This window comes from Streptomyces sp. NPDC008139 (genome assembly GCF_042957025.1).
Classification (GTDB): Bacteria; Actinomycetota; Actinomycetes; order Streptomycetales; family Streptomycetaceae; genus Actinacidiphila.
In genome coordinates, this window is sequence record NZ_JBIBHM010000007.1 from 316,292 (window position 1) to 341,406 (window position 25,115).

The 25,115-nt window shown below is 69.2% G+C and carries 16 protein-coding genes; 9 read left to right on the forward strand and 7 right to left on the reverse strand.

Annotated elements, in window-relative coordinates:
- Positions 1-206: 206 nt before the first annotated feature.
- From ACFZBB_RS17065 to ACFZBB_RS17085, 5 genes are all read left to right on the forward strand, one after another.
- Entirely contained in the window at positions 207-3,044 is a 2,838-nt protein-coding gene (locus tag ACFZBB_RS17065) for a GNAT family N-acetyltransferase (protein ID WP_391122820.1), read from the forward strand.
- Between the two features lie 152 nt (positions 3,045-3,196).
- Positions 3,197-4,783 carry a putative T7SS-secreted protein gene (locus ACFZBB_RS17070; RefSeq protein WP_391122823.1) on the forward strand — a complete coding sequence of 529 codons (1,587 nt, stop codon included), beginning with the start codon at positions 3,197-3,199 and terminating at the stop codon, positions 4,781-4,783.
- 58 nt (positions 4,784-4,841) lie between these two features.
- Positions 4,842-5,552, forward strand: coding sequence for a hypothetical protein (locus ACFZBB_RS17075; RefSeq protein ID WP_391122826.1), 711 nt, complete (start codon positions 4,842-4,844; stop codon positions 5,550-5,552).
- The gene (locus ACFZBB_RS17080; protein ID WP_391122829.1) at positions 5,549-5,893 is read left to right on the forward strand and encodes a hypothetical protein; all 345 of its coding nucleotides are present in this window, start codon (positions 5,549-5,551) and stop codon (positions 5,891-5,893) included. The genes ACFZBB_RS17075 and ACFZBB_RS17080 overlap by 4 nt, the downstream gene beginning before the upstream one ends.
- A gap of 6 nt (positions 5,894-5,899) precedes the next feature.
- Positions 5,900-6,547, forward strand: coding sequence for a hypothetical protein (locus tag ACFZBB_RS17085; RefSeq protein WP_391122832.1), 648 nt, complete (start codon positions 5,900-5,902; stop codon positions 6,545-6,547).
- Positions 6,548-6,656: 109 nt separating this feature from the next.
- Here ACFZBB_RS17085 and ACFZBB_RS17090 read toward each other — a convergent pair whose 3' ends face one another.
- The 4 genes from ACFZBB_RS17090 to ACFZBB_RS17105 all read right to left on the reverse strand — a co-directional run bounded on the left by ACFZBB_RS17090 (position 6,657) and on the right by ACFZBB_RS17105 (position 13,454).
- On the reverse strand, positions 6,657-8,105 hold the full coding sequence (locus ACFZBB_RS17090) for a discoidin domain-containing protein (RefSeq protein ID WP_391122834.1): 1,449 nt from the start codon (positions 8,103-8,105) through the stop codon (positions 6,657-6,659).
- A 460-nt stretch (positions 8,106-8,565) separates the two neighbouring features.
- Positions 8,566-10,974 carry an endonuclease/exonuclease/phosphatase family protein gene (locus tag ACFZBB_RS17095; protein ID WP_391123224.1) on the reverse strand — a complete coding sequence of 803 codons (2,409 nt, stop codon included), beginning with the start codon at positions 10,972-10,974 and terminating at the stop codon, positions 8,566-8,568.
- A gap of 255 nt (positions 10,975-11,229) precedes the next feature.
- Entirely contained in the window at positions 11,230-12,606 is a 1,377-nt protein-coding gene (locus tag ACFZBB_RS17100) for an HNH endonuclease (RefSeq protein ID WP_391122837.1), read from the reverse strand.
- 59 nt (positions 12,607-12,665) lie between these two features.
- Positions 12,666-13,454: a DeoR/GlpR family DNA-binding transcription regulator gene (locus tag ACFZBB_RS17105; protein WP_188283080.1), complete on the reverse strand. Its 789-nt coding sequence runs from the start codon at positions 13,452-13,454 to the stop codon at positions 12,666-12,668.
- A gap of 252 nt (positions 13,455-13,706) precedes the next feature.
- Here ACFZBB_RS17105 and ACFZBB_RS17110 point away from each other — a divergent pair, with 252 nt between their 5' ends.
- Positions 13,707-14,528 (forward strand): class II fructose-bisphosphate aldolase, encoded by an 822-nt coding sequence (locus tag ACFZBB_RS17110; protein WP_391122840.1) that lies wholly within the window; start codon positions 13,707-13,709, stop codon positions 14,526-14,528.
- 71 nt (positions 14,529-14,599) lie between these two features.
- Here the strand turns inward: ACFZBB_RS17110 and ACFZBB_RS17115 are convergent, their stop codons facing one another.
- Positions 14,600-15,328: a TetR family transcriptional regulator gene (locus ACFZBB_RS17115; RefSeq protein ID WP_391122843.1), complete on the reverse strand. Its 729-nt coding sequence runs from the start codon at positions 15,326-15,328 to the stop codon at positions 14,600-14,602.
- A 127-nt stretch (positions 15,329-15,455) separates the two neighbouring features.
- Between ACFZBB_RS17115 and ACFZBB_RS17120 the strand changes: the two genes are divergently transcribed.
- Positions 15,456-16,475: an aldo/keto reductase gene (locus ACFZBB_RS17120; protein WP_391122846.1), complete on the forward strand. Its 1,020-nt coding sequence runs from the start codon at positions 15,456-15,458 to the stop codon at positions 16,473-16,475.
- A gap of 81 nt (positions 16,476-16,556) precedes the next feature.
- On the opposite strand, the gene ACFZBB_RS17125 is transcribed toward ACFZBB_RS17120, so the two are convergent.
- Positions 16,557-17,993 carry a tyrosine-type recombinase/integrase gene (locus ACFZBB_RS17125; protein ID WP_391122850.1) on the reverse strand — a complete coding sequence of 479 codons (1,437 nt, stop codon included), beginning with the start codon at positions 17,991-17,993 and terminating at the stop codon, positions 16,557-16,559.
- A 1,054-nt stretch (positions 17,994-19,047) separates the two neighbouring features.
- Here ACFZBB_RS17125 and ACFZBB_RS17130 point away from each other — a divergent pair.
- Positions 19,048-19,791, forward strand: a complete 744-nt coding sequence (locus ACFZBB_RS17130) for an XRE family transcriptional regulator (protein ID WP_391122853.1) — start codon at positions 19,048-19,050, stop codon at positions 19,789-19,791.
- 98 nt (positions 19,792-19,889) lie between these two features.
- Positions 19,890-20,426, forward strand: a complete 537-nt coding sequence (locus ACFZBB_RS17135; protein ID WP_391122856.1) for a 2'-5' RNA ligase family protein — start codon at positions 19,890-19,892, stop codon at positions 20,424-20,426.
- Between the two features lie 256 nt (positions 20,427-20,682).
- Here ACFZBB_RS17135 and ACFZBB_RS17140 read toward each other — a convergent pair whose 3' ends face one another.
- Positions 20,683-25,089, reverse strand: a complete 4,407-nt coding sequence (locus ACFZBB_RS17140; RefSeq protein WP_391122859.1) for an FG-GAP-like repeat-containing protein — start codon at positions 25,087-25,089, stop codon at positions 20,683-20,685.
- Between the last annotated feature and the right edge of the window lie 26 nt (positions 25,090-25,115).

Below are 25,115 nucleotides of genomic sequence, written 5' to 3' on the forward strand. Positions count from 1 at the left end.
GGGGACGCGGCGTGACGGCGGGCGGTACGGGCGGGTTCCGTACCGCCCGCCGCCGTGTCGCCCTCGATCCTTGTGAGGTCCCCGGCCCCTTGTGAGGTCCCCGGCCCCTGTGAGGTCCCCGGCCCCTGTGAGGTCCCCGGCCCTTGTGAGGTCCCCGATCCCTGTTAGGTTAGGGCACCCTAACCTAATGATCGGAGGGAGTCAGGGTGAGCAGCGAGGTCTTCAGGGACGCCTGGGGCATCCCCCACCTCCGCGCGGACAGCGCCCGCGAACTCGCCTTCGCTCAAGGTCGGAACGCCGCCGTCGACCGGGCCTGGCAGCTGGAGACCGAACGGCACCGCGCGGAGGGCGGCACCGCCGCGTTCCTCGGAGCCGGCGCCGTCGAGTGGGACCGCTTCGCCCGCCGCGCGCTGCTCGCCGACACCGCCCGCCGCTGCCACGCCCGGCTCGACCGGGACACCGCGCGGTGGGTCGCCGCCTATGTGGACGGCGTCAACTCCGGGCTGCCCCAAGGCGCCGCGCAGGCACCGGAGTTCGCCGCCACAGGCCGGGCGCCCGGCCGCTGGCAGCCCTGGACCCCACTGGCCGTCTGGCTCTCCACCCACATCCTCTTCGCGGGCTTCCCCGCCAAACTCTGGCGGTACGAGGCGGCCCGGCGGCTCGGCCCGGACGCCGTCGCGGCCTTCGCCACCGACGGGCCCGGCACCGCGGGCAGCAACGGCTGGCTGATCACCGGGGACCGCACCGCCACGGGCGCGGCGCTCCTCGCGGGCGACCCGCACCGCTTCATCGAGGCACCGGGCGTCTACCAGCAGATCCGCCTGGCCTGCCCGGAGTTCGACGTCGTCGGCCTCGCCGTCCCCGGCGTCCCCGGCCTCGCCCACTTCGGCCACACCGGCGGCGTCGCCTGGGCCATCACCAACGCCATGGCCGACTACCAGGACCTCTACCGCGAACACCTGCGCCGCGCCCCCGACGGCTCCGTCCGGGCCCTCGGCCCCGACGGCTGGGAGGCCGCCGCTTCCCGTACCGAGACCGTCGCCGTCGCGGACGCGGACCCCGTCCGCGTCGAGATCGTCGAGACCGCACGCGGCCCGGTGATCATCGGCGGCCCCGACGCGCCGGAGAACCCCGACATGCCGGAGAACCCCGACGCGCCCGAGACCCCCGACGCGTCGGACGGCGCGGACACCACCTGGAACGCCGTCAGCCTGCGCTGTCCCGCCCGCGCCGGAACCGAACTCGGCTTCTCCGCACTGCCGTCGCTGCTGCGCGCCACCACCGTCGGCGACGTCGACCGGGCGCTGGAGGGCTGGGTCGAGCCGGTCAACGTCGTGCAGGCCGCCGACACCGAGGGCGGCCTCCTGCACCGGACGGCGGGCCGAGTGCCCGTACGGCATCCGGACAACTCCCTGTACGCCGTGCCCGCGTGGCGGAAGGAGCACGCGTGGACCGGCGCCTACGCGCCCCTGCCGCGCGCCGAAGTCCGCGACGGCCTCGCGGTGATGGCCAACGCGCGCGAACTCGCCGCCCCGCTCGGCCCCGAATTCGCCGCGCCGCACCGCGCGCGCCGCATCCGCCGCCTCCTGGCATCCGGCGACGACTGGACGGCGGACGGCATGGGGGCGATCCACACCGACGTCCATCTCGGCTCCGCCCGCGCCCTGTTGGACCACGTAGCCGACCTCCAGGGCCCTGACACGCCGCCGCTGAGCCCCGCGGCCTCCGCTCTCGGCGCGCGACTCCTGCGCTGGGACCGGCGGATGGCGGCCGAGAGCACTGACGCCGCGTCATACGCCGTACTGCGGACGGCGGTCGTACGCGGTCTCGCCGCGCACCCCGCACTGGCCCCGCTGGCCGAACTCGTCCATCTGCCGTCGTATCCCGCGACGTTCACACCGTGGCTGGCGCTGGTGCCCCGGGTGGCGTTCGCGCTGGAGACCCTGCTGGGTGGCGGGCTCATACCCGCGCGGGACCGGTCCGCGATCGTACGGGCCGCGCTGGAGGAGACGGCGGGGGCCGGGACGGGGGAGGCGGGCACGGGGGAGCGGACGTGGGGGGAACTGCACCGGCTCGCGCCCTGGCAGGCGCTGCCGCCCGACGCGTACGGGCACGCACCCGAGGTGTGGCCGGGGCTGGCGGGGGACCACGACTGCGTGCTGTCCACGTCCAGCGTCCCCGGTATCACCCACCACAGCCTGCGCGGGCCCGCCGCCCGCTACGTATGGGATCTGGCCGACCGTGAGAACAGCCGGTGGGTCGTGCCCTTCGGAGCGAGCGGAGTGCCCGGTGGCCCGCACCACCGCGACCAGCTTCCGTACTGGCTGCGCGGCGACCTCGTCCCCGTGGTCACCGACTGGACCCGACTCACCAGGGAGACATCTGTGTCCGAAGCCCCGGAAGCCCCGGAAGCCCCGGAAGCCCCGGAAGCACCCGAAGCCCCGGAAGCACCCGAAGCCACCGAAGCGCCTGTCGCCGGCCCCGCTGGAGCCGCCGCCTTTCAAGGGCCGCCCGCCGGCTTCGGGACCGTCCGCTTCGTGCCCGTCGACCCCGACCGGGACATCGGCCTCATCCACGCGTGGGTCACCCAGGAGCGGGGCCGGTTCTGGGGCATGGGCGACGCGACCCGCGACCAGGTGCGCGAGATCTACGCCTTCCTGGACTCGCTCGACACCCACCACGCCTACCTGGTCCGGCGCGACGACCGCCCCGTGGCCCTCTTCCAGACCTACCAGCCGGAGGCCGACCCGATCGGCGACTTCTACGAGCGGCTGCCCGGCGACATCGGCGTCCACGTCTTCGTCGGCCCCGTCGACCCCGGCGCCGAACGCGAACCCGACTACGCGCGGCACCTGTTTGCCGCCTTCCTCGCCCACGTCTTCGCCGACCCCGCCTGCCGCCGTATCGTCGCGGAACCCGACGCCCGCAACACCCGCGCGATCGACCGGCTCCTCAGTACCGGCTTCACCCTCGGCCCCCGCGTCGAACTCCCGGACAAACCTGCTCAGTTCGTCTTCCTCACACGCGACTTGACCACTGATTGACCAAAAGAAAGCGATACTGCGACCGGGAACCCTTCAGGTAGCGTGAAACGTCTCTACTGATGATCAGCTGTTGATCACCGGTTCACCACCCGTGAACACCACCCGCTGAACACCACCCGCTGAACACCACGCGCCGACGGGGGAATTGACGCATGGGTCGTCCGAGCGACTGGCACATACTCGACATGGATCGCGATCCGGTTCCGGGTGACGCGTCGCGGGTGAAGGCGTTGTCGCGGCAGTTGCACGAGTTCGCGGACGATGTGGGCGGCGCGCTGCGGCTGGTGAAGGGGATGCAGTCGGAGGACGCGATCCTGGCGTGGGCGGGGCTGTCGGCGGACGCGTTCCGGGACGAGTTCGGGTCGACGCCGAAGAATCTCGACAAGCTGCATACGTCGTACCGGATCGCGGCGGAGGCGCTGGAGTCGTACTGGCCGGATCTGGAGCACGCGCAGTACCAGGCGGACCGCGCCCTGGCCGACGGGCGCACGGCGCATGCCCGGCTGGTCTCCGCCCAGAGCGGTCTCAACGGTGCGCAGGACTGGGTGCACACGGCCACGTCGACCGCCGACTCGTACGATCCGGCGAAGAACCACGGTGTGACCGTCCCGCCGCCCGATTCGGACCAGGTCCGCCAGGCCACCCGTGACCTGGCCGCCGCCAAGGCCCGTCGGGCCGACGCCCAGCAGGCCGTCTCCTCCGCGCAGTCGGCGCTCGACGCGGCGAAGCGGCTGGCGGAGCAGGCGCGGGGTATGCGAGAGGACGCGGCGCGGCGCACGGTGGCCAGGCTGCACGAGGCGTCGGACGCGGGGATCAAGAACCGGCACTGGTGGGAGAAGGCGGTCCACTGGGTCGCCGACCACTGGGACGAGATCATCACGGTCTGCAAGTGGATCGTGGCGGTCCTCGGCATCGTCGTGATGATCATCGGCGGCCCGCTGGCCTGGCTCGTCGTCGCCGCGGCGCTGCTCGTCCTTGCCGACACCGTCACCAAATACATCCAGGGCAAGGCCACCTTGTGGGACGTGCTCTTCGCCGTCCTGGACTGCGTCCCCATGACCAAGGGCCTGACCTCCCTCGGCAAGCTCGCCGAGCTCTACAAGGCGGGCGGGCTGCTCAAGATCGGTGCCCACGCGCTGGGTTCGGCCAAGGGCGCGCTCAAGAACATGGCATCGCTGATCCGGGACGGCGGCGAGGGACTCCGGGCAATCACGGTCGCCTTCAAGGGCGGCGACCGGCTGCCCGGCGGCACCATTCCCTTCCGCGATCTGTCACCGAAGGCCAAGCAGTTGGTGAAGGCGCTGGAGGACGGCCACATCCAGATCCGCCCCGCCGAGGTGAATGTCACCCATCTCGCGGAACTCCAGAAATTCGCGGGTGTGGAACACGCCATCGTCCAGGGCCCCGGCGGCGAACTGCGGCTTTTCCGGGGCACGGAGATCGGCAGTTCCATTCCGAAGGACCTGCGCGGCCGGGGCTACAAGTTCACCGTCCACACCCACCCCGAGGACCGCATACCGGGGCCGCCGACCGATATCGAACGGGCCCAGGGAATGCGGAACAGTATGCAGTTCGACCTCGACAACAAGGCGAGCAGGCACGTGGAGGCCGTGGTCAGCCGCGACGGCAATGTCACGTTCTTCGACCACAACGGAATTATCGACGTGCCACAGGGGCAATATCCGCCGGGCGGTCCCATGAATGACCGCGGGTACGTGGTGAGAGTGCCTCATGTATAGTCGGCGGGAATCACCTTCAGCAACGGCATTGAGTGTGAGTACGGAGGATTCGGGCGCGATGAACGGACCCAACGCCTGCCAGTTCTGCGGACGTTATGTCCTCCAGGTGCCGGGCTGGACCACGTTCGTGAAGAGCTACCGAATGCTACTGGCGCCCTGGGACCCCCAAGAGGTGTTCCTGGAAGGCTCCTTCCACCACTCGTGCCTGCGCACCTCCCCGTACCGGCAGAAGTTCCGCGCGGACGCGCTGCGGCAGCTCACCCAGGGCGACCACGACGTGGAGGTCGAGTTCGGGGGGCGGACCCGGCAGCAGCGCCGCCCCGGAATGGCCTTCACCGAGCAGGTGTTCTTCGGCGCGTCCGGCGAGCTGTTCCGCCATGCCAACGTCGACAGCTGGGTGTTCGTCGAGAAGGACGGCCCCTGGCATTTCCTCTCCGCCGACGACGTGCGGACGCTCGCCGCCGGGAGTCCGCTGCGGAAGTCCTCGGAAGCCGGTACGACACGGCTGCCGAGAGACCCCGGCGAATCCGTCGCCGAATGGACGCTGCCCGAACTGCTCGACTTCCTCGAAGTCCGCGACCTCTACCAGGAAGTGCTCGACCGGCTCGAACCCGAATACACCTTCTGGGAGTACAACGCCATCGCGCCGAAATACTTCCTCGACTACTCGGTGGACTGCGTCCAGCCGCTCCCCGCCGAACTGGCCGCATTCTGCGCCACCTACACGTACCGCGCCCGCAGCCTGGACTGGGAGGACGGCGACGCATGAGCGAGGACCGGCTGGCGATACCGCTCGACCTGCTGGAGGACTTCGCCACGATGCTCGGGTCGATCACCAAGCGGCTCGACGACACGAAGGCGACCCTGCGGGCCTTCGAGGACGACATGGGCGACGGCAGCGTCGCCGGCGCGCTCGACCACTTCCAGTCCAACTGGAAGGACGGCAGGGGCGACATCCACAAGCAGCTCACCGGCCTGGAGAAGATGGCGACCACCGTGGTCAGCGAGATCCGCAAGGTGGACACCGACCTGGCCAAGCAACTCGCCGATTCCACCGAGAGCGCCCCCGGCCCGCAGCAGGGGCCCGCCCCGCACGGCACGAAGGAATAGCCGGTCATGAACGAGAGCACGCCGGAAGCCCCCGCTGCCCCGCCGGTCGGCGTCTCCCTGTCCGTACCCGAGTCGTGGTGGGAGTTCGACGTACGGCCCGAGGGCCGCGAGGAGACCGTCCGCGCGCTGATCGACGCGCGCGTCCGGGCCGTCCCCGAACTGGCCTCGTACCGCAAGGACCTGGTCGCGCTGCTGCGCCGGATGGCCCGTGACGCCCATGACGCGGGGGCGCTCTACTGCGGCTGCATGGCCGAGAACTTCGAGGGCGTCCCGCTGACCGCGATGGTCACCGTCACCGTCGTGAGCGCCACCGGCTCCCAGGGCTCCACGCTGAGCACCGACCCGCGCGTCATCGCCGAGACGCTCAGGACGATCACGCCCCGCCGCGAAGGCGACGCCTGGCGGCAGGTCACCACCGTCGAGATCCCCGAAGTCGGCCTGTGCGCCCGCACGGTGGGCGTCGAGGACGTCCCCGTCGAGCAGGGCGACACCCGCACGGTCCGGATGGCGCTCACCCAGACCTACATCCCCGTTCCCGGCCGCCCCGCCGAGATTGTCCTCGTCTCCGGCGCCAGCCCCGTCCTCGACCTCGCGGAAGCGTTCCACGACATCTTCGACGCGGTGACGAGCACCTTCCGCTTCGCGACGGCGTAGGACACGCGGCGGTACGCGGCGAGGGCGGGCGGACCCGGCAGGGGGTCCGCCCGCCCTGGTACGCGGGGGAGGCGTTCAGCTCTCCTGGAGGTTCGCGCTTCGGGCGGTGTCAGCTCCCGAAGACCTGGAAGTCCCAGAGGGAGTAGCCGTAGGCGGTGGCGCGTTGGGTGCCGTACACGCGGATGTAGCGGCCGGTGCAGTTGACGTTGAGGGTCTGGAGGCCGCCGGTGCCCGCCGTGGTGCTGTAGCAACTGGTCCAGTTGGTGCCGTCGTTGGAGACCTGTATCTGGAACGCCTTGGCGTAGGCGGCCTCCCAATTGAGCTTGACCTGGTTGACGGCGTGCGAGGCGCCGAGGTCGACGCGCAGCCACTGCGGGTCGCTGAAGGCGCTGGACCAGCGGGTGGTGGTGCTGTTGTCGACGGCGGCCGAGGCGGGGGTGCCCGCGTTCTCCGTGGAGGAGGCTGTCGCGGGCTTGTTCAGCGCCAGGTTGGTGCCGTTGGACGGCGGAGTGGTGCTGCCAGGGCCCTTGTTGTAGACGGCGACGTAGTCGATGTTCATCTGGCCGCCGCTGACGGTCGCCGCGTTGGGGCCGCCGCCGAAGGCGTCGGGGAAGCCGCCGCCCATCGCGAGGTCGTAGATGATGAAGAACGGGTGGTCCACCGCGTTGGCCCAGGTCGTGGCGTCGACCTGATTGGCGTTGACGGTGAAGTAGTTGGCGCCGTCCAGGTACCAGCGGATCTGCTCGGGCGAGACCGAGCGGTCGATCTGCACGGCGTAGGTGTGGTAGCCGGTCTGGCAGCCGGAGCAGGCGCGTTCACCGCTGCCGATGCCGGTGGACTCGTTGCACGGACCGCCGGGGTTGACGCCGCAGTGCAGCGTGCCGAACACCGAACTGCGGGAGTTGATGTCCTCCATGATGTCGACCTCGCCGGAGGTCGGCCACGTGGTGCCGGTGCGCAGCGTCGAGCCGAGCATCCAGAACGCGGGCCAGTAGCCGGCGCCGTTGGCGGTCGTCAGATTCGGCTGCTGGATCGACGACTGCATCATCACGACGCCGCCGGGGGGCGCCCCGAAGGACGACGACTGCGTCTCGATCCGGCCCGAGGTCCAGCCCGCGCGCGGGTCGCTGCCCGAGTGGAGGGCGCGCAGCACGAGATGGCCGTTGCCGTCCTGGAAGACATTGGACGTGCTGTTGGTCATCGTCTCGATCTCACCAGTGCCGAAGCTGCTGCCGGGGCCGGTGTCGTACTTCCAGTTGCCGCCGTCGACCCCGGTGCCCGAGGCGCCGTTGAAGTCGTCGCTCCAGGTGGTGGTGAAACCGGCCGGAGGGGCGGGTACGGCGGCGGGCGCGACGGCCGGGGCCGCCGCGGGGGTGGCCGCGCCGCCCGGGCTCGCCACCGCCGTCAGGCCGGCCATGGCCAGCGCGCCGACGGCCAGTGCCGCGAGGCCGATCCGGGTGCGGGAGCGGCGCCCGCGGTGCGACGCGGCGCCGGCGGTACCGGCCCGGTTTTGAGGGTCGTGCCCGTGGTCCTGCTCTGGTGCGTGTCCGGTGGACATGCGAAATCTCCTGTCCCGACGAAGCGTTGTGGGGGGTGCGCCCGTGTGCGGAGTACGGCGTGACCGCCGCGTACGGCGGGGCCGTTGAGCGCGGCGTGACCGCTGGGTGCGGCGGGACCGCGCGTTACGGCGTAACCGTTTCCGGCGGCTCAGGGCGCGTGCGGGAGCGCTGACTGCGAGAGGCTGCCGTGCGGCGTCGCGCTGCCTTCCGGCATGGCGTGCATGTGGACTCCTGACCGGGTGGGGGGCCGTGTACAGGGTGGGGCACGCTCGTGAGAGCGCTCTCTCGCGAACAGGTAATGGTCTATAACTCCGCCATGCGCGCGTCAAGGCGTCGGGCAGGAAAGCCGGGCAGCGCGAAGGGGCGGACCCCGCCGGGCCCGCCCCTCACATGTGCCTCACGCGTCACTCAGTCGTACGACGACCTGCGACGACGTGACGCCGTACGAATGACGACCTGCTACGGCTTGATCTTGACGACCTGCGGGTCGTGGTCGCTCGTCTGGTTGGCGAACTCCGAGTTGATGTGCACCACGTCGTAGTCGACGTGCTTCAGGCCGGGGCTGACCAGGATGTGGTCCAGGACCTGGGAGTTGCCCTCGTACACGTAGGAGTAACGCTCGTCCTTGGGCAGGGTGTTGACCAGGTCGGTGAGGACCGTGCCGTTGCCGGTGAGGGCCTGGGCGGCAGGCGAGAACTGGTAGTCGTTCAGGTCGCCGAGGACCACGACGTTGGCGTTGCGGTCGGCCTTCTCGAGCTGCTGCACGAAGTCGTGCTCCAGGATCGCCTGGCGGTTGCGCTGCACCTCCGAGCTGCGGACCGGCGGCTGGAAGCGGCTGTCGATGCCCTGGTCGCCGCCCTTGCTGTTGAAGTGGTTCGCGATCACGAACAACTTCTCGCCGCGGAAGGTGAATTCGCCCACCAGCGGCTTGCGGCTGCTGTTCCACGCCGGGTCGGTGGGCGCGATGCGGCCGGGGGAGACGGTCAGCGCGGTCTTGGAGCCGGTGCCGGTGATGCCCACCGCGGTGGTGGAGTCGCCGCCGGGACGGTCGACGAAGCTGACACGGTCGGGGTTGAACAGGAACACCGAGCGGATGTTGCCGCCGGGCTCGCCGCCGTCCTTGTCGTTGACCGGGTCGATCGAGCGCCACTGGTAACTCGGGCCGCCCGCCGCCTTGATGGCGTCGGTCAGCTTGGTCAGCGTCTTGTCCGCGGCGACCGTGCCGTCGTCGGTGGCGCCGTTGTTGTCCTGGATCTCCTCCAGCGCCACGATGTCGGGCGAACGCAGGTTGGTGACCAGGCCCTTGGCGAGCGCGTCGAACTTCGACTGCGGGTTGCCGGGCGCCAGGTTCTCCACGTTGTACGTGGCGATGGTCGCCTGGTCCGACTTGGCCTTGTCGGTCACCTCGGGCTTGAGGCCACCGCTCTTGACCGTGCCGATCGTGCGCGCCTGGACGGCGAAGGTGCCCGCGTACTGGTTGTAGTCCAGCGGACCCGCCGTCGTGCCGCGCAGCGTGTCGCCGACGTTCGCCACCGGGAACGCCTGCGTGGCGGTCGGGATGAGCGACTGCACCATCAGGCGGCCGGAGTTGGGCTGGTCGTAGCCCGTGTAGAGGGTGCCGCCGCGCTTGGTCTTGTTCTGGTCCGCCTTGACCGTCACCCACAGCTCGGAGTACGGGTCGGTGGCGCCGACGACGCGGCTGTCACCGATCTGCACGTTCATGCCCTCGAGCGAGGCGAAGAGGTCGAGCGCGTACTCGTCGGGACGCAGCGGCAGGTTCTCGATCGTGCCGCCGCCGACGGCCGGGACGAACGCGTCGGGGACGCTCTTCTTGTCCAGGACGACGGGCGCGGGGAGCGCGTTGCCGTGCGAGACCACTGTGGCGGTGGCCTTGGTCAGCTCGGTCACCGGCTGGCCGCCGGCGGAGGTGCCGCCCGGGTAGTAGTCGGAGACGGTGCCCGTGAGCGAGACGCTGTCGCCGACCGCGACGGTCGGGGTGACCGAGCCGGTGAAGACGTAGATGCCCTCGCTGGTACGGGGGTTGGCGTCCGGCGTCGGGTCCTGCACCCAGTAGCCCTGCGAGGAGCCGAAGGAGCGGACGCCGATGACGATGCCGGTCACGCCGGTGACCGCCTTGCCCGCGAGCGGGGAGAGCCGGGTGTCGCCCTGGATGTCGTGGATCTTCGCCTCGACGCCGGTCGGGGGCGAGGTGGGCGGCGTGGTCGGCGGGGTGGTGGGGGGCGTCGTCGGGCCGCCGCCGTCACCCGCGGCGCCCGGAGTGGGCGCGCCCGCGGTGAAGTCCGCCGCGTTGTCGTCGGTGTCCGTCAGCGTGGGGCGCGCCACCGAGTCGGTGTTGCTCGCCCCGGCCGCCGGGCCGTTGCCCTCGAACACCGCGGCCGTGCCGTAGCCGACCAGGTCGCGGATGGTGCCGTCGGCGGCGCAGTCCGCCTTCGTCACGCAGGTCAGCGGGTCGGTGCCGTGCACAAGGGCGACCGTTCCCGTCGTACCGGACATGTTGATGGCGCCGACCACGTTCGGCGACGGCAGCGCCGCCGTACCGCCGGTGCCCGCGGCCTCCTGCACCAGATACCGCGCGCCCGCGCCGAGCGACCCGGTCAGCGGCGTCACCTGCCACTTGGACGTCGGCGTCGGCGCGCCCGGCAGGTACTGCACGCTGTACCCGCTCAGATCCAGCGGAGCGCTGCCCGAGTTGGCCAGCTCGATGAAGTCGTTCGTATACGTGGCGCCGGAGTTGCCGCCGCCGCCGTACACCTCGGACACCATCACATCGGCGGACGGCGTCGCGAAGGCGGTGTGCACGCCGACCGCGGCCAGCACCACCGCGCCGGCTATCCCGATCGTGACCAGCCGCTTGCGGTTCCCGGCAGTACCGGGTCTGTCAGGGCGGGGCTCTGCCCCAGAGATGTGCGACACCGGTGAGGGTCTCCTTCGTGCGGTGCGTTGAACGCGATGAATACGTCGTGTTTTCCACGTCTCATGACGGCACATCACCATGAGCCGGAATGAGCGATCCGGCTCAAGATACGCGCGTAGACCCCGCCGTAGAAGGAGCCGAGAGGTTAAATCTGCGTAGTTCCCGACGACGCTTCCCCGTACCGCCGATCAGTCCCCCCACCCAGTGCTATCGCCCGGACCGCGGCTGTGCCGACGGGCGAGAGTCGCCGCGTGCCGCTTCCCGGCCTCTTCGGCGAGGACGGCGCGCAGCTTCTCGCGCCCGCGCCCGCGGGTCTTCACCGCGTGGCAGTTCGGGCACAGGGCGACCATGTTGCTCGGGTGGTCGCGTCCGCCGAGTTGGAGGTCGACGACGTGGTCGATCTCCAATATGGCCACGCCGTTCGGCGTCGTGTCCGCGGGCTGGCCCGTGCATCCGGGGTTCTCGCAGAGTCCGCGGCAGCGCTCGAGGACGGCCTGACGCGCCGCGCGCGACCGGACGTAACGCCCGGTGGTGGTGCTCACGCGGCCGGTCCCGCGCCGCTTCTCGTGGTGCTCGGCGGCGCGGCAGAGCCGGTCGTAACCGGCCGCGAGGACAACGGGGTCGGGGGTGAAGCGTTCCGTGCCCTCGGCGACCGGGCCGTCCTGATACGGCTGACCGTCCTCATACGGCCCGGTTCTGTCCTGTTCGGTCTCGTCGGGCGTGTCGGCCACCTCGGACACGTCGGGCACGTCGAGTTCGTCGTCATCGAGCCCGACCTCCCGCAGGAGCGGGCCGGGGTCGACGTCCTGGTAGTACGTGTCCACCAGCGTGTCGACGACGACGGCCCGCGCCTCGCCCGACCGGCGCAGCAGGTCGTACACAGCCTCGGTCAGACCGCCCGACGGCTGCTGCTCGGCGAACCAGCGCGCCAGCGTCGCATCACCGTGCGCGGGCGGTACGGCGCCCGAGTGGCCGGACAGCTCCCACAACCCCGCGCGATACAGCGCCGCCACCGGATAGTCCGCCCGCGCCCGCTCGCCCCGCGTCCCGCGCCGTTCGAGCAAGCCGCCCAGCTCCTCCTCGACGCGGCTCCACGGCAGCACCCGCGCGCGCCCCCGCCCCGCCCGCCCGAGCGCCCAGAGCAGCGTCATGGGCTGGTACAGCAGCGGGGCCCCTTGCGCCTTGTTCACCTTCAACCGCCCTACGCGGCGGACGAGTTCGCCGTACGCGTCCAGCAGGCCGGCGTTGTCGTCGGCCCCGGCCTCGGCCCCGACTTCGGCCTCGGCTTGGGTTTCGACCACCGTGTAGCCGAGTCCGCGGAGCACGCCGACGGCGGCGGCCAGCCCGCCGGAGAAGTCGGCCGGGGCGAGCGGCTGCCGGCCGGGGAGGTAGCCGTGGGCCACGCCCACGATCGCCTTGGAGTCGTACCGCTTTCCGTCGTGCAGGACGAAGTAACGCAGCGCGGGGCGGAAGCCGTGCGTCCGCAGGAACGCGTCGCGGCCGAGCCGGTCGCACTCCTCGATCGCCCGGCTGATCTCCTTACGGGTGACGTCGCTCGGTGCCATGGCGGAAGGGTAAGGGGTGGGAACGGCCAGGGGCGGGCCTGGCGGGGTCGGGGTCGGGGTCAGGCGATGGTGACGGTGATGCCGGCTTCTTCGAAGGCGGCGGCGGTTTCCGGGGGGATGGCCTCGTCGGTGATCAGGGTGTCGATGGTTTCGAGGCCGCAGACGCGGGCGAAGGCGCGGCGGCCGATTTTGGAGGAGTCGGCGGCGATGACGACGCGTTGGGCGCGTTCGGCGAGGAGGCGGTTGATGCTGGCCTCGTCCTCGTGGTGGGCGTAGACGCCCTGGGCGGGGTCGAGGGCGTCGATGCCGAGGACGGCGATGTCGAGGATGATCTCCTGGAGGACGCCGCGGGCGAGGGGGCCGGTGAGTTCGTAGGACTGGGGGCGGGCGACGCCGCCGGTGACGACGATCTTGATCTGGGGCCGGATGACGAGCTCGTTGGCGATGTTGAGGGCGTTGGTGACGACGGTGAGGGCGGGCTGGCGGGTGCCGTCCGCGGTGACGTCGCCGCGCAGGGCCAGCGCGCGGGCGACCTCGGTGGTGGTCGTGCCGCCGGTGAGGCCGACGACGTCGCCGAGGGCGACGAGGGACGCGGCCGTCCTGCCGATGCGCTGCTTCTGGGAGGCGTGCCTGGCCGTCTTGTAGCGCAGCGGCAGTTCGTACGAGACGCCGTGCGCGACGGCCCCGCCGCGGGTGCGGGTGAGCATCTGCTGCTCGGCGAGCTGGTCCAGGTCGCGGCGGATGGTGGCGGTGGAGACGTCGAGCGTGGTCGCGACCTCCTCCACCTCCACGCGGCCGTGCTCGGCCAGCAGATCCAGTAGTGCGGTCCACCGGGCGTCCCTGGACACAGGCGTTCTCCTCCGTGACGTGATCGTCCTCGGCTTGATCTTGCGTGGTTTGGCCGGTTCGGCTTGACCGTGCGCGGCTGAGCGGGCTCGGCTCGACCGGTTCCGCTCGCTCGTGCGCGCACCAGCGTGGCACACGCGCGCGGACCCCACGGCCGTGCGGACAGCGCGCACCATGAATGCTTGAAAGTGTTCGATTATGCGGAGTAAGGTGCAAATACAAGCATCCTCGCGCAAGCACCGTCGGGAGAACCCATGCCTCTTGCAGCCGCCCGCGCGCTGATCACCGCCGCAGCGGTCGAGCACCGCGCCATCGCGGCCTTCGACGCGATCACCCTCGAACACGTACAAGCCGTCGTCGAAGGCGCGGAGTCGGTCGGCTCCCCGGTGATCATCCAGGTCAGCGAGAGCGTGGTGCAGTACTACGACGGGCGTCTGCTGCCGCTCGCCCGCGCCGCCGCGGAGACCGCGCGGGCCGCCGCCGTACCGGTCGCGCTGCATCTGGACCGGGTGCGCAGGACGGCGCTCCTCGCCCAGGCCGCGCACTGCGGCTTCAGCTCGATCATGTACGACGCGGCGCGGCTGCCGTACGCGGAGAACGTAGCGGTGACGCGCGACGCCGCGCAGTGGGCGCACGAGCAGAATCTGTGGATCGAGGCCGACGCGGCGGCCGTCCCCGCGGGCGCGGCGACCGGTCCCGAGCCGGGCGGCGACCCGGACGCGGCCCGCGCTTTCGTCGCCGCGACGGGGGTCGACGCCCTGACCGTCCCGCTCGGCGCGCGCCCGGACCGCCGACTGCTGGCCCGGCTGCGTACCGCCCTCGACGTGCCCCTCGTCCTGCGCGACACGGCGGGCGCCACCGCCGGTGAACTCGGCCTCGCCGCCGCCGAGGGGATCAGCAAGGTCACCGTCGGAACCGGGCTCGACATCGCCATGACCGGCGCCGTCCGCGCCCGCCTCGCCGTGGACGACATCACCGACCCCCGCGTCTATCTCCGCGAGGGGCGGCGCGCCATGACCGCGTCCGTCGCCGGGTTCATCCGGGCGCTGGACAGCCGCCTTCCGGCGGGGGCGTAACGGGGCGTGAGGCTTCGGACGGGGACGTGAGGCTTCGGGCGGTCCGGGGCTGAGAGCGGCGGCGGGAACCGTTACGGCAGCAGCCGCAGCCCGGCGACGAGGACACCGGCCAGGCGCCGCGCGTCGTACCCCGGATCGCTGTCCGCCCCGATGCAGAGATTCCCGACCCCCCGCATGAGCACCCGCGCCTCGACGTCCGAGCGGATCTCGCCGGCGGCGACGGCGGCGTCGAGCAGTCGGGTGCACACGGGCACGAGCCGGTCGAGGAAGTACGCGTGCAGCGCGTCGAACCCGGCCTCGTCGGAGTGCAGTACGCCCGCCAGCCCGTGCTTGGTGACCAGGAAGTCCACGAAGAGGTCGATCCACTGCCCGAGGGCGGCGTACGGGGACGGGTCGGCCGCCAGCAGCGTGGGACCGGCCTCGGCGCAGGCGTCGACCTGGTGCCGGTAGACGGCGATGATGAGGTCGGCGCGGGTCGGGAAGTGCCGGTAGATCGTGCCGGTGCCGACGCCCGCCTCGGCGGCGATGTCCCGTACCGGCGCCTCGACGCCTGACGTCACGAAGACGGCCGCCGCCGCGTCGAGCAGGGCCTCCTTGTTGCGCCGGGCGTCCGCACGCCTGGGCCGGGGGGCCGCGCCCGCGCCGCCCGCCGCGCCGCCCCTGCCGTCCGCATCGCCTCGCGCGCCCGCGCCGCCCCTGCCGTCCGCATCGCCTCGCGCGCCCGCGCCGCCCCCCATGTCCGGGCCGCCCCCCGCGCCCGCGCCGTCCCCCGCGCCCGCGCCGCCTTCTCCGTCGTTCACCGCACCGTCCTCCGTCCCGTGTCCCCGGCAGTCGCGCTTGCTATCCGGAACGTCGTTCCGTATCGTCGTTTGTGGCGGAACGATGTTCCGTTTATCTCATGATGCCAGAGCACGGAGGAATCCACTCATGCAGTACCGCACTTTGGGCCGCACCGGCGTGCAGGTCAGCACCCTCGCGCTGGGCGCGATGAACTTCGGCGCGATCGGCCGCACCACGCAGGACGAGGCCACCGCCATCGTGGACGCCGCCCTCGAAGCCGGGATCAACGTCATCGACACCGCCGACATGTACGGGCACGGCGACTCGGAGGAGATGGTCGGCAAGGCCATCGCCGGGCGCCGTGACGACATCGTGCTGGCCACGAAGGCGACCATGCCGATGGACGACGAGCGCAACCACCGGGGCAGCTCGCGCCGTTGGCTGGTCACCGAACTGGACAACAGCCTGCGCCGCCTCGGCGTCGACCACGTGGACCTCTACCAGATGCACCGCTGGGACCCGCGCACCAGCGACGAGGAGACGCTGTCGGCCCTCACCGACCTCCAACGCGCGGGAAAGATCCGCTACTTCGGCTCCTCGACCTTCCCCGCGTACCGCATCGTGCAGGCGCAGTGGGCCGCGCGCGAGCAGCACCTGGCCCGATACGTCACCGAGCAGCCCAGTTACTCGATCCTCCAGCGCGGCATCGAGACCCATGTCCTGCCGGTGACCGAGGAGTACGGGCTCGGCGTGCTGGCCTGGAGCCCGCTGGCCTCCGGCTGGCTGTCGGGCGCGGTCCGCGAGGGCCGCGACATCACCACCAACCGCTCCGCCCACCTCCCGGAGCGCTTCGACCTGACCGTCCCGTCCAACCGGGCCAGGCTCGACGCCGTCGAGCGGATCGTCCGGGTCGCCGACGACGCCGGCCTGACGATGATCCAGCTCGCGCTCGGCTTCGTCACCGCGCACCCCGCCGTGACCAGCGCGATCATCGGCCCCCGCACCCTGGACCACCTGCACTCGCAGCTCGCCGCCGCCGACACCGTGCTCTCCGCCGACGTCCTGGACGCCCTCGACGCCATCGTCCCGCCCGGCACCGACCTCGCCCCCCAGGAGAAGTTCGACACCCCGCCCGCCCTCCTCGACCCCTCCCTCCGCCGCCGCTGACCCGGATTCAGCGGTGCCATCGCCCTGGAGTCCGCCCGGCAGGGCGGCGTCCGCCTGCCGATGCCCTGGTGGGACGGACGGTCAGCACTCGATGACGTTGACGGCGAGGCCGCCGCGGGCGGTTTCCTTGTACTTGACCTTCATGTCGGTGCCGAACATTGCAGCGGCTGTGACCTGCGGCTTCAGCAGCTGATGAGTGATCCGTTTCAGCGTCAGGGACTTCTCAGGGACTTTTGGCCCTTCCCCACGAATCAGCCAGGCGTCCATCGCGGCGAGCCCGCGCTTGCCCGCACCGGGCATGAAGTGAGCGTAGTGGTCGAGGGTGACCTTCGGTGAGGAGTGTCCGAGCCAGGCGGAGAGGCTGACGATGGACTCTCCGGCTTCCAACTGCACGCTTGCGTAGGTGTGTCGCAGGACGTGGAACATATCGGAGCGGGAGAGGTCGAAGACCGGGTGGCGTCGGATGCGCGCCCCGTGCTTTACGACCTTCTCTCCGATCTTGCGAAGGATTCCAGCGTCAGCGAGCGCGGGCTTCCAACTCCGCTCGCTCCACGTCCTGTAGTTGATACGCAAGCCGTGAGAGGTGGTCAAGACGAGCCGTACGGTGACCGGCTGCCTCTGCCGCTTTTCGAGAGGAGTACTCGGCTCCTCGGGGTTCCTCCAAGGGAGAGCGCATTCAACGGGTGGAAAGCGTCGGAAGTGAGCGCGGGCGCGCTGCGCCAGGGTGGGGGAGAGGGGAACGTCACGAGTCTTTTGCCCCTTGGGGAGGCAGAAGTAGGGACGGCCTTTGGTATCCCATCGAAGTTGGCGCCGCACAGGCACGACGCCAGCCTCGAAGTCGAAGTCCTCCTCTGCCAGCCCAAATGCCTCTCCTTGGCGTAGGCCCAGGCCCAACCCGACGTCAATGGCGAAGTGGTAGCGCTCCTGCAAGTTGTCGCGGACCGCTTCAACGATGTGACGGGTCCACGCTTTGGCTTTGCGCTGGGCGGGCTTGGGTCGCTTGATCGTGCGATTGGCCGCCGTCGGACTTTTGAGAAGCCGCTTGTCGTCGACAGCGGCATTGAAGATCATCGTCAGATGTATCCAGATGACCTCCGCCGTCGACACCTCGACCCGAGAGAGGAGTTCCGCCTTGAACGTGCGCAGAGCCGAAGCGTCAATGTCCCGAAGAGCCAAGGAGCCCAGGAGAGGGATGATGTGGTTCCAGATGCGGCTGCGCATTGGGGCTGCGGTCGAGGGCTCGTCTGTCCGGCTCGGCCACCAGTGGACTTCTATGTACTCGGCGAGGGTGATCTCGCCGTCTCGGGGATCGACGAACTCGCCGCGCCTGGTTTCTGACGAGGCTGTGGCCAGCCAGGTCTTGGCGTCCGTACTTGTCTCGAAGGACCTGTCCTGTATGCCGGTTATTCCCTTGACTCGGTAGCGCATGCCCTTGCCCCACATGGACGTGCGCTCGCGCTTGCCGGTCACCTTGCTCGGCCGCTTCTTGAGCCAGCGATCTTCGATGTAGCCCGACATGGGGCCTCCTGCCTATGCGAATGGTTCGTTCCGAACGACTGACGCTGTTCGGAACGCTTCTTCGGGGCAGCTCATATCCCGCTGTGCGGTGCGACATTGATGTCGATTCAGCGTCGGTGCTCTGTGCCGTTGGGGGTGTCACGATGTGCGACGCTTCGGCTTGTGATTCAGTGGGTTGGAACGGAGCGCGTTCACATGGTCGTTCCATCGCTGGTCTTCGCCGAAGCCGACGACGTCCTATGGCACGAGTACGACGCCCTAGCTCGTCGCGCCTACGGGCACCCGGTCGAGGACATTTTACGTCTGAGCCAATACGCCGATCGGCGTGTTGTACTGCGTAACGGGAAACAAAGGCCAACGCGACGCGCTCCGTCACGAGATGCTCGCCGCCGGTTGTACCCGCTCAGACATCGCAACCGAGATGCGGACACGATTCGCGTTCCGGCCCCGTGAGGCGTGGCGGCACGCCCACGGCTGGAGCCTCCAAGAAGCCGCGGACTGTATAAACACCGTGGGCGTCGGACGACCTGACGCCGTCGCGGCGGACGCCTCCCTCCTCGGCAAGTGGGAGAAGTGGCCGCTCACGGCCGGGCGCAAGCCCTCGAACGCCGTACTGGGCCTGATGGCTGCAGTCTATGAGTGCGACGTGCCGGAACTGCTGGACTGTGAGGACCGGAGGATGATGCCGTCGGCGACGGTCGCACGCGGTCCGTCCAACCCACAACCATCCGCACCGCCTCGGCCCGAGCCTTCGGCACGGACCGTGCCCGAGCTTCCGGCCGGCGCCGTCGCTGTGCGGCGTGCCGCAGAGGAGAGCGCGGCATGGGCAGCGTGGGCCGAGAACACCAACGTTGGGCAGTACGCTCTGGAACAAATCCAAGCCGACGTACGTGCTCTCGCGGCCGACTACCTCGTCGGCGACGCAGTCGACGTTTTCACCCGCACTCGGGCCCTGCGTGACAAGATCTTCCGGCTCCTGGAGGGTCACCAGCGGCCCCGACAGGCTGCGGACTTGTATGTGTGTGCCGGATACGTGTGCGGTCTAATGGCGTGGATGTCCAGCGACCTGGGACACTTGGCCGCCGCTGATACCCACGGCCGTACCGCGATGTTGTGCGGCGAGACAGTCGGGCACAACGGATTGAGGGCGTGGACGGCGTCGACTCGCTCGAAGATCGCGTTCTGGGACGGTCGGTACCGCGACGCCATCAACCATGCCCGCCGCGGTGCCTCGTACAACCCGCCTGGCACGGTGCAGGCGTTGCTCGCCTGCCAAGAAGCCGACGCCTGGAGCCGCCTTGGCGCAATCGATGAGACGCAGGCCGCTTTGCGCGGCGCAGAAGCGGCCCGTGAATCGATCGTGGGCGGGGACGAGATCGGCGGCCTGTTGTCCTGCTCGATCGGCCGCCAGGAGCAGTACGCCGCCGCGGCACTTCTCCGTATCGGCTCCTACAGCGAGGCGCTAATCCAGGCCGATATGGCCCTGGGACACCTTCAAGCACAGCGGGTGCGGGTATACGGCACGGAGGCGCAGACCAGCATCAGCCAGGCCATGGCATATGTAGGTCTTAAGGAGCCTGAGGCGGTCACGGACACGCTGGAGCCGGTCCTAGGTCTGCCACCCGAGCGACGTCTGGACACCGTGATCGGCCGTATGCGCGACCTTGGCTCGATGATGGCGGGTGGCCCGGGTGCCCGCGGGGCGGCCAGCATCAAGGCCCGCGCAACTCTTGCCGACTGGTGCCTGGACAGCGTGCCCAGAAGCCTTGCCCTCTCGCCAGGAGGCGACTCGGCCTGATTGGATCACGCGTCATGACCACAGCACCCGCATCAATGATCAACCACTGGTGGTGGCGTCCGGGGTGGCGCAAGGGCCGATCCTTCTACACCTGGCACTTGACCTTCGACGATCAGGCGGACGTCCATCGTTTCGCCGCCGAGTATCGCGCGGCCCTCGCGCCCGTGGGTGGACTGGACCTCATACCTGACCGGTGGCTCCACTTGACAATGCAGGGAGTTGGCTTCGTCGGCGAGGTCCCGGAGGACACCGTCGACGCCATCGCCGAGGCGGCCAAGCTCCGTCTTGCGGTGCTACCTCAGTTCGCCGTCACCCTCGGCACACCGGTCGTGGACCCCGAGGCGATCCTCGTGCCCGTCCAGCCAGCGGACTCCGTACGGAGGTTGCGGGACGTCATCCGGGCCGCGATCGGCGATGTCCTTCCCGAGGTCCCGGAAACCGCCAGCGGATTCACTCCACACGTGTCCGTCGCCTACAGCAACACCACAGGCCCATCAACGCCGTTCACTGAAGCCATCACCAACGCGAACATCGCTCCCGCCACGGCCCGTGTCACCAACGCGTCTCTGATACGCATCAACCGTGACCACCAGATGTACCAGTGGAGCACCATCGCCGAGATCCCGCTCGGCTAAACATCGCCGTACGGCTTCGTCCAAAGTCCAACACCAGGTCGTCGCACTGCCCCCGTTCGGACAGCGGGGCGAGACCGTGGGGGTCTGCCGCAGGATCGGGTGACATCTTGACCTGACCTGTCAGCCAAACGTGCACCAGACCCCTTCGGCACCGCCGATTAGGGGACAGAGCCAAGAAAAAGACACTCCCCCTGGCGGGGGGCACCGGGTGTGCCGGTGGCCCCCCGCTGGTGTGGTGTGGTTGGGTTTTCTTCCTTCAGCTATGGGTGTTGAGGATGGTGACTCGGTCGAAGTTCCAGGTGCCGGGTGGGTTGGACCAGCCGCGGACGACGTCGTTGAAGTTGCCTGAGTTGTCGTCTTTGGTGGTCCAGGTGAGCATGCGTACGGTGCCGTCGGCGTAGCCGTACATGGCGGCGATGTCGTCGCGTCCGTCTCCGTTGAAGTCTCCGGCGATGAGTTTCATGTTCGGGTAGTAGTAGTTGTCGGGGGGAGCGCTCCAGGCTTGGACGGGTGCGCTGAAGCCGCCGGAGGGGTTGGCGGTGAGGGCGTAGAGGCCGTAGATGGCGTCGTGGCCGTCGTTGAAGTCGTACCAGAAGGACACGTCGTCCTTGCCGTCGCCGTTGAAGTCGCCGGCCTGGAGGTAGGTGCGTTGTGCGTTGCCCCAGGTGGTGCTGGTCCATGACGACAACGGGTTTTGGAACGCGCCGGTGGGTGCGGTGAGGAAGCTGTACATGGTGAGGCGGCCGTCGGCGTAGCCGTAGAGTGCGGCGATGTCGTCGCGTCCGTCTCCGTTGAAGTCTCCGGTGACGAACTTCATGTTCGGGGCGTACCAGTTGCCTGCGGGAGCGGTCCAGGATTCGAACGGTGGGTTGAAGCCGCCTTGGACGTTGGCGGTGAAGGTGTACAGGCCGTCGCTGCCGTCGCCGTAGTCGTACCAGGCGGCGAGGTCGTCGCGTCCGTCGCCATTGAAGTCGCCTGTTTGCAGGTTGACATGGTCGAAGTACCAGTCTCCTGGGGGACGGCTCCAGGAGGAGACGGGTGCCTTGAATCCGTCCTGTCCGTTATTGATAGCGGTCCATACCTTGACGGAGCCGTCGGCGTATCCGCTGAGCCAGGCGACATCGCCCAGTCCGTCACCGTTGAAGTCGCCGGTGAGCTTCTTCATTCGGGGCGCGTTCCAGGTGCCCGGGGGTGCGCTGTAGGCAAGGGTCGGCGCGGCGAGCGTGCCGTCGGAGTTGGCGGTGAAGGTGTGCAGGGCGTCGCTGCCGTCGGCGAGGTCGTACCAGGCGGCCACGTCGCTGCGTCCGTCGCCGTTGTAGTCGTGGCGGACGGTGGTGCCGCTGCTCCACAGCGACTGGCTTTTGATGTTGTAGACGATGAGATTGCCGCGGTCCTGGAGCAGTGTGTAACTGTTGGCTTGGTGGGTGTTGGTCGACCAGAGAGCGGTGCTGCCGTCGGGTTTGTAGACGACGAAGTTGCCGTCGGCCTGCATGGTGGCGGTGGCTCCGGGGTTGCCGTCGGTCTTCGTCGACCAGACCGCGGTGTTGCTGTTGTTGGTGATGATGAGGTTGCCGTCGGGATTCATAGTGAGCTTTGCCGAGCGGGAAGTGAAGGTCGACCCGGAGGTGAGTGTGGTGCCTGCGGGGATGCGTGTGCCGCCGGTGATGCCGTCGATGGTGAAGGCGGTCCCGAATCCGGTGAAGTCCGTGCCGGTCTTCTTCCCGGCCCACCCGCTCATGGTGTTGTCGGTCTTACGTGCCCACAGGTCCGGGATGCCGTCGCCGTTGACGTCGCCGGAGGAGCCGACGGCGGGGTAGGCGGCGGCGGTCACACCGGAGCCGATTTTCACCCGGGATGCGGTGGCGCCCCAGGTCGCGGGATTCACAACGCCGGAATTCTCGCCCTGCCTGCCGTAGGTGCGGAAGACGTCACCGGTGGCATTGTCGCGCAGCAGCAGGTCGGGGATGCCGTCGCCGTTGAGGTCACCGGGTGCGATGACGGTGAACTTGTTCCAGTCGTTGCCGCCGACGAGTACGGGAGCGCCGTGGATGTCGAGGCGTTTGCTGGCACGGTCGCCGTAGTACGCCCACAGCAGAGTGCCTTCCTTGACGAGCAGGTCGGGAGCGCCGTCGCTGTTGATGTCGCCGGGTGCGACGATCTGCTCGGCGTCGTGCCAGTGGTCGTCTCCGGTGGGACAGCCGTCTGGATCGTCACCGTTGCCCTCAACGGGAAACGGGCAGTTGACGCGTAGCTTCTGCTTGCCTTCAATCATGCCGGAAACCGTTGCGATGCCGGATCCGTTGTTCGGGTAGACGTACAGATCCTTGGACGTGCCGTCCACGGTGCTTGGTTCGAGAGTGACGAGGTCGTTGTATCCGTCCTGCCCCCAGTCACCGCGCGAGGCGACCTGGGCACCGTCGAACGCCTGTCCGCCGTTGGTCGCGGCGGAGAACTGCCCATTGCCCTGACCGGCGTAGGTGAGCAGTGTGCCATTGGAGTCGACGCTCCAGATGTCGTTGTTGCCATCACCGTTGAGATCGCCCGGCACATCGCGAACGCCAGTGCCGGCCGCATAGTAGACGTACGTGGCGGTGTCGGAGCGGTTCCCCGCGGCATCGACGGTGAAGGCGTACACGAAGTGGGGGCCGAAGCCGGGTGGGGCGATCTGTACGGTCGCCGTGGCGCCTGCGGAGACCGCGACGTAGTGCACCTGTGGATCGTAGTCGGTGTACCAGCCGTACGAGGTCGCGTCGGTCACACCGTTCGGGTTGATCGTGAAGGCAGCCGTGCTGCGGGCCTTTCCGGTGTTGGCCGGCCAGCCTCCGTCGCCGGGTGGGAACACGTCGGAGTGGATCAGCGGGGGGTTGCTCGGCCTGGTGCGGTCCACGCTGAACTTGCAGGTGACGCTCGCCGGCGAGACGGCGCCCTGGTTGTCCTTGGCTGTCACCATCCAGGTGTAACTGCCCGTTGGTGTATCGGAATCTGGCAGGACCAGTGTGGCGACTCTCCCCTTGAGCGCAGGAATGGACTTGTCCACTACTGGGCTGCTGCTACCGGACTTGAAGAGCTGGAACCTGGCGGTCAGATTGCCGCCGTCCTGGTCGTTGACAGTGGCGTGCAGGCTGATGCTGGTGTTGCCGAGCGCCGTGCCGGTAGCACAGTTCGACTTGGGGTTGGTGCCCAGGCCGCTGGGTGCGCTCGGTGCATGGTTGAACTCGGTCTCCAGGACGGCGCTCTTGGGGTCGAACTTCTTCCAGCCGTAGGTGTCGCCCTCATCGGCGGCGTACAGGCCGAGCGTGACGCTGGGGTTGGCGTGAGAGGCCGCGTCCTTGATCTTCGCGGTCAGGTCGAATTCGAGGTTGCCCGCAGGGCAGGAACTGCCCCAGCCCTTGGAGTCGTTGACCGTGGCCAGCGCGTTGGATCCGATCTTGGCTGGCTGGTGGTTCCAGGTGGTGTTCTTCGAGATCGGGCCGGTCTGCCAGAGCTGGACCTCGCGGTCCTGGCACGACCAGGACCAGGTGTTCTTGATCCGGAAAGTCGACTTGATGACGGCGGCGTTCTTAATGTTCGAGGTGTCCCACTGGAAGAAGGAGCGGGACAGGCCGTTGGTCTCGGCCTCGTAGCCGACACGGGCTACTTCGTTGGCGTTCCAGAAAGACGTCGTCGGGTACTTCTTGTAAACTCGGGTCCAACTCTGCCGTACGCCCCAGGCCCAGGACGGGTCGATGTAGACCGGATACTGGGTGTTGGCGTCGGTCAGCAGCGTCTGGTTCGGGGTGATGGTCAGCGTGTTGCCACTGACCGTGGTCGGCATCTGCGCGTTCTGCGCGCCCGGCGGAGGCTCGAAGGACTCCGCCGGGTCGGTGTCATCGGCGGTCTCAGCGGTTGTCGCGCTCCGTGAACCATTCGGGCGCTTGGCGGTGCCGGACGGTGTCGTGTCGTCGCTGGTCTGGGTGGTGGAGTCCCACATCAGCGGGGTCGGGCTGGTAAAGACAGTCTGCCCCGCCGGGTCGGAGGCAGTGACACTGCCGGTTTCCGTGTCTTTGGCCACCGACAGGCCGATGGTGCTCATGGTGTACCGCAGTGTGGCCAAGGCCGGATTCTGCGCGGCTTGTGCGGTTTTGACGACGATGAGCTGCGAGAAGCCCTCGACCTCGGCTTTGAGCTGGAGGTCGATACCGGGAAGGATGTCGGTGTACGTGGCGACGTTGCCGTCAAGTGTCGGCACCGGCAGGGCTGTTGGCCATGACAGGGTCAGAGTGCGGCCGTCCTTGACACCGGACAGCAGCGGACCCGTCCCACCACCGGAGAATGTCACCACAACGGTGGCCGCCTTCGGCACCACCGACCCGTCGGCGGCGAACACCAGCGTCGGATCGGTCGGCACCCACGCGCCGCCACGGAAGACACGGACCGGTGAGCCGTACCGCTTCACCGAGAAGGTGCCGTCCGGGTTTGCCCACTCGTCCGACAACTCCGTCCGTGCGGAGACCACTTCGGCCGGTTGACCGGTCGACTGCGCCTCCTGCAACGCCTTGTCCTCGTCCGACACTGACCCGTCGTCGACGCCGTCAACGGCGTCCGTCACGGTAGTGGGAGCGATACGAGGGGCCAGCGCCACCGCCGTCGCCGCAGGGAGAAAACCGGCAATACCCATCGTCATGGTCAAGGTAATGGCTATACCACGGG

What these genes read in the sequence shown, in the direction of transcription:
- ACFZBB_RS17070 (WP_391122823.1), top strand. Translation starts at nt 3,197, where the DNA reads ATGGGTCGTCCGAGCGACTGGCACATACTCGACATGGATCGCGATCCG.
- ACFZBB_RS17075 (WP_391122826.1), top strand. Translation starts at nt 4,842, where the DNA reads ATGAACGGACCCAACGCCTGCCAGTTCTGCGGACGTTATGTCCTCCAG.
- ACFZBB_RS17080 (WP_391122829.1), top strand. Translation starts at nt 5,549, where the DNA reads ATGAGCGAGGACCGGCTGGCGATACCGCTCGACCTGCTGGAGGACTTC.
- ACFZBB_RS17085 (WP_391122832.1), top strand. Translation starts at nt 5,900, where the DNA reads ATGAACGAGAGCACGCCGGAAGCCCCCGCTGCCCCGCCGGTCGGCGTC.
- ACFZBB_RS17090 (WP_391122834.1), bottom strand. Translation starts at nt 8,105, where the DNA reads ATGTCCACCGGACACGCACCAGAGCAGGACCACGGGCACGACCCTCAA.
- ACFZBB_RS17100 (WP_391122837.1), bottom strand. Translation starts at nt 12,606, where the DNA reads ATGGCACCGAGCGACGTCACCCGTAAGGAGATCAGCCGGGCGATCGAG.
- ACFZBB_RS17110 (WP_391122840.1), top strand. Translation starts at nt 13,707, where the DNA reads ATGCCTCTTGCAGCCGCCCGCGCGCTGATCACCGCCGCAGCGGTCGAG.
- ACFZBB_RS17120 (WP_391122846.1), top strand. Translation starts at nt 15,456, where the DNA reads ATGCAGTACCGCACTTTGGGCCGCACCGGCGTGCAGGTCAGCACCCTC.
- ACFZBB_RS17125 (WP_391122850.1), bottom strand. Translation starts at nt 17,993, where the DNA reads ATGTCGGGCTACATCGAAGATCGCTGGCTCAAGAAGCGGCCGAGCAAG.
- ACFZBB_RS17130 (WP_391122853.1), top strand. Translation starts at nt 19,048, where the DNA reads ATGTCCAGCGACCTGGGACACTTGGCCGCCGCTGATACCCACGGCCGT.
- ACFZBB_RS17140 (WP_391122859.1), bottom strand. Translation starts at nt 25,089, where the DNA reads ATGACGATGGGTATTGCCGGTTTTCTCCCTGCGGCGACGGCGGTGGCG.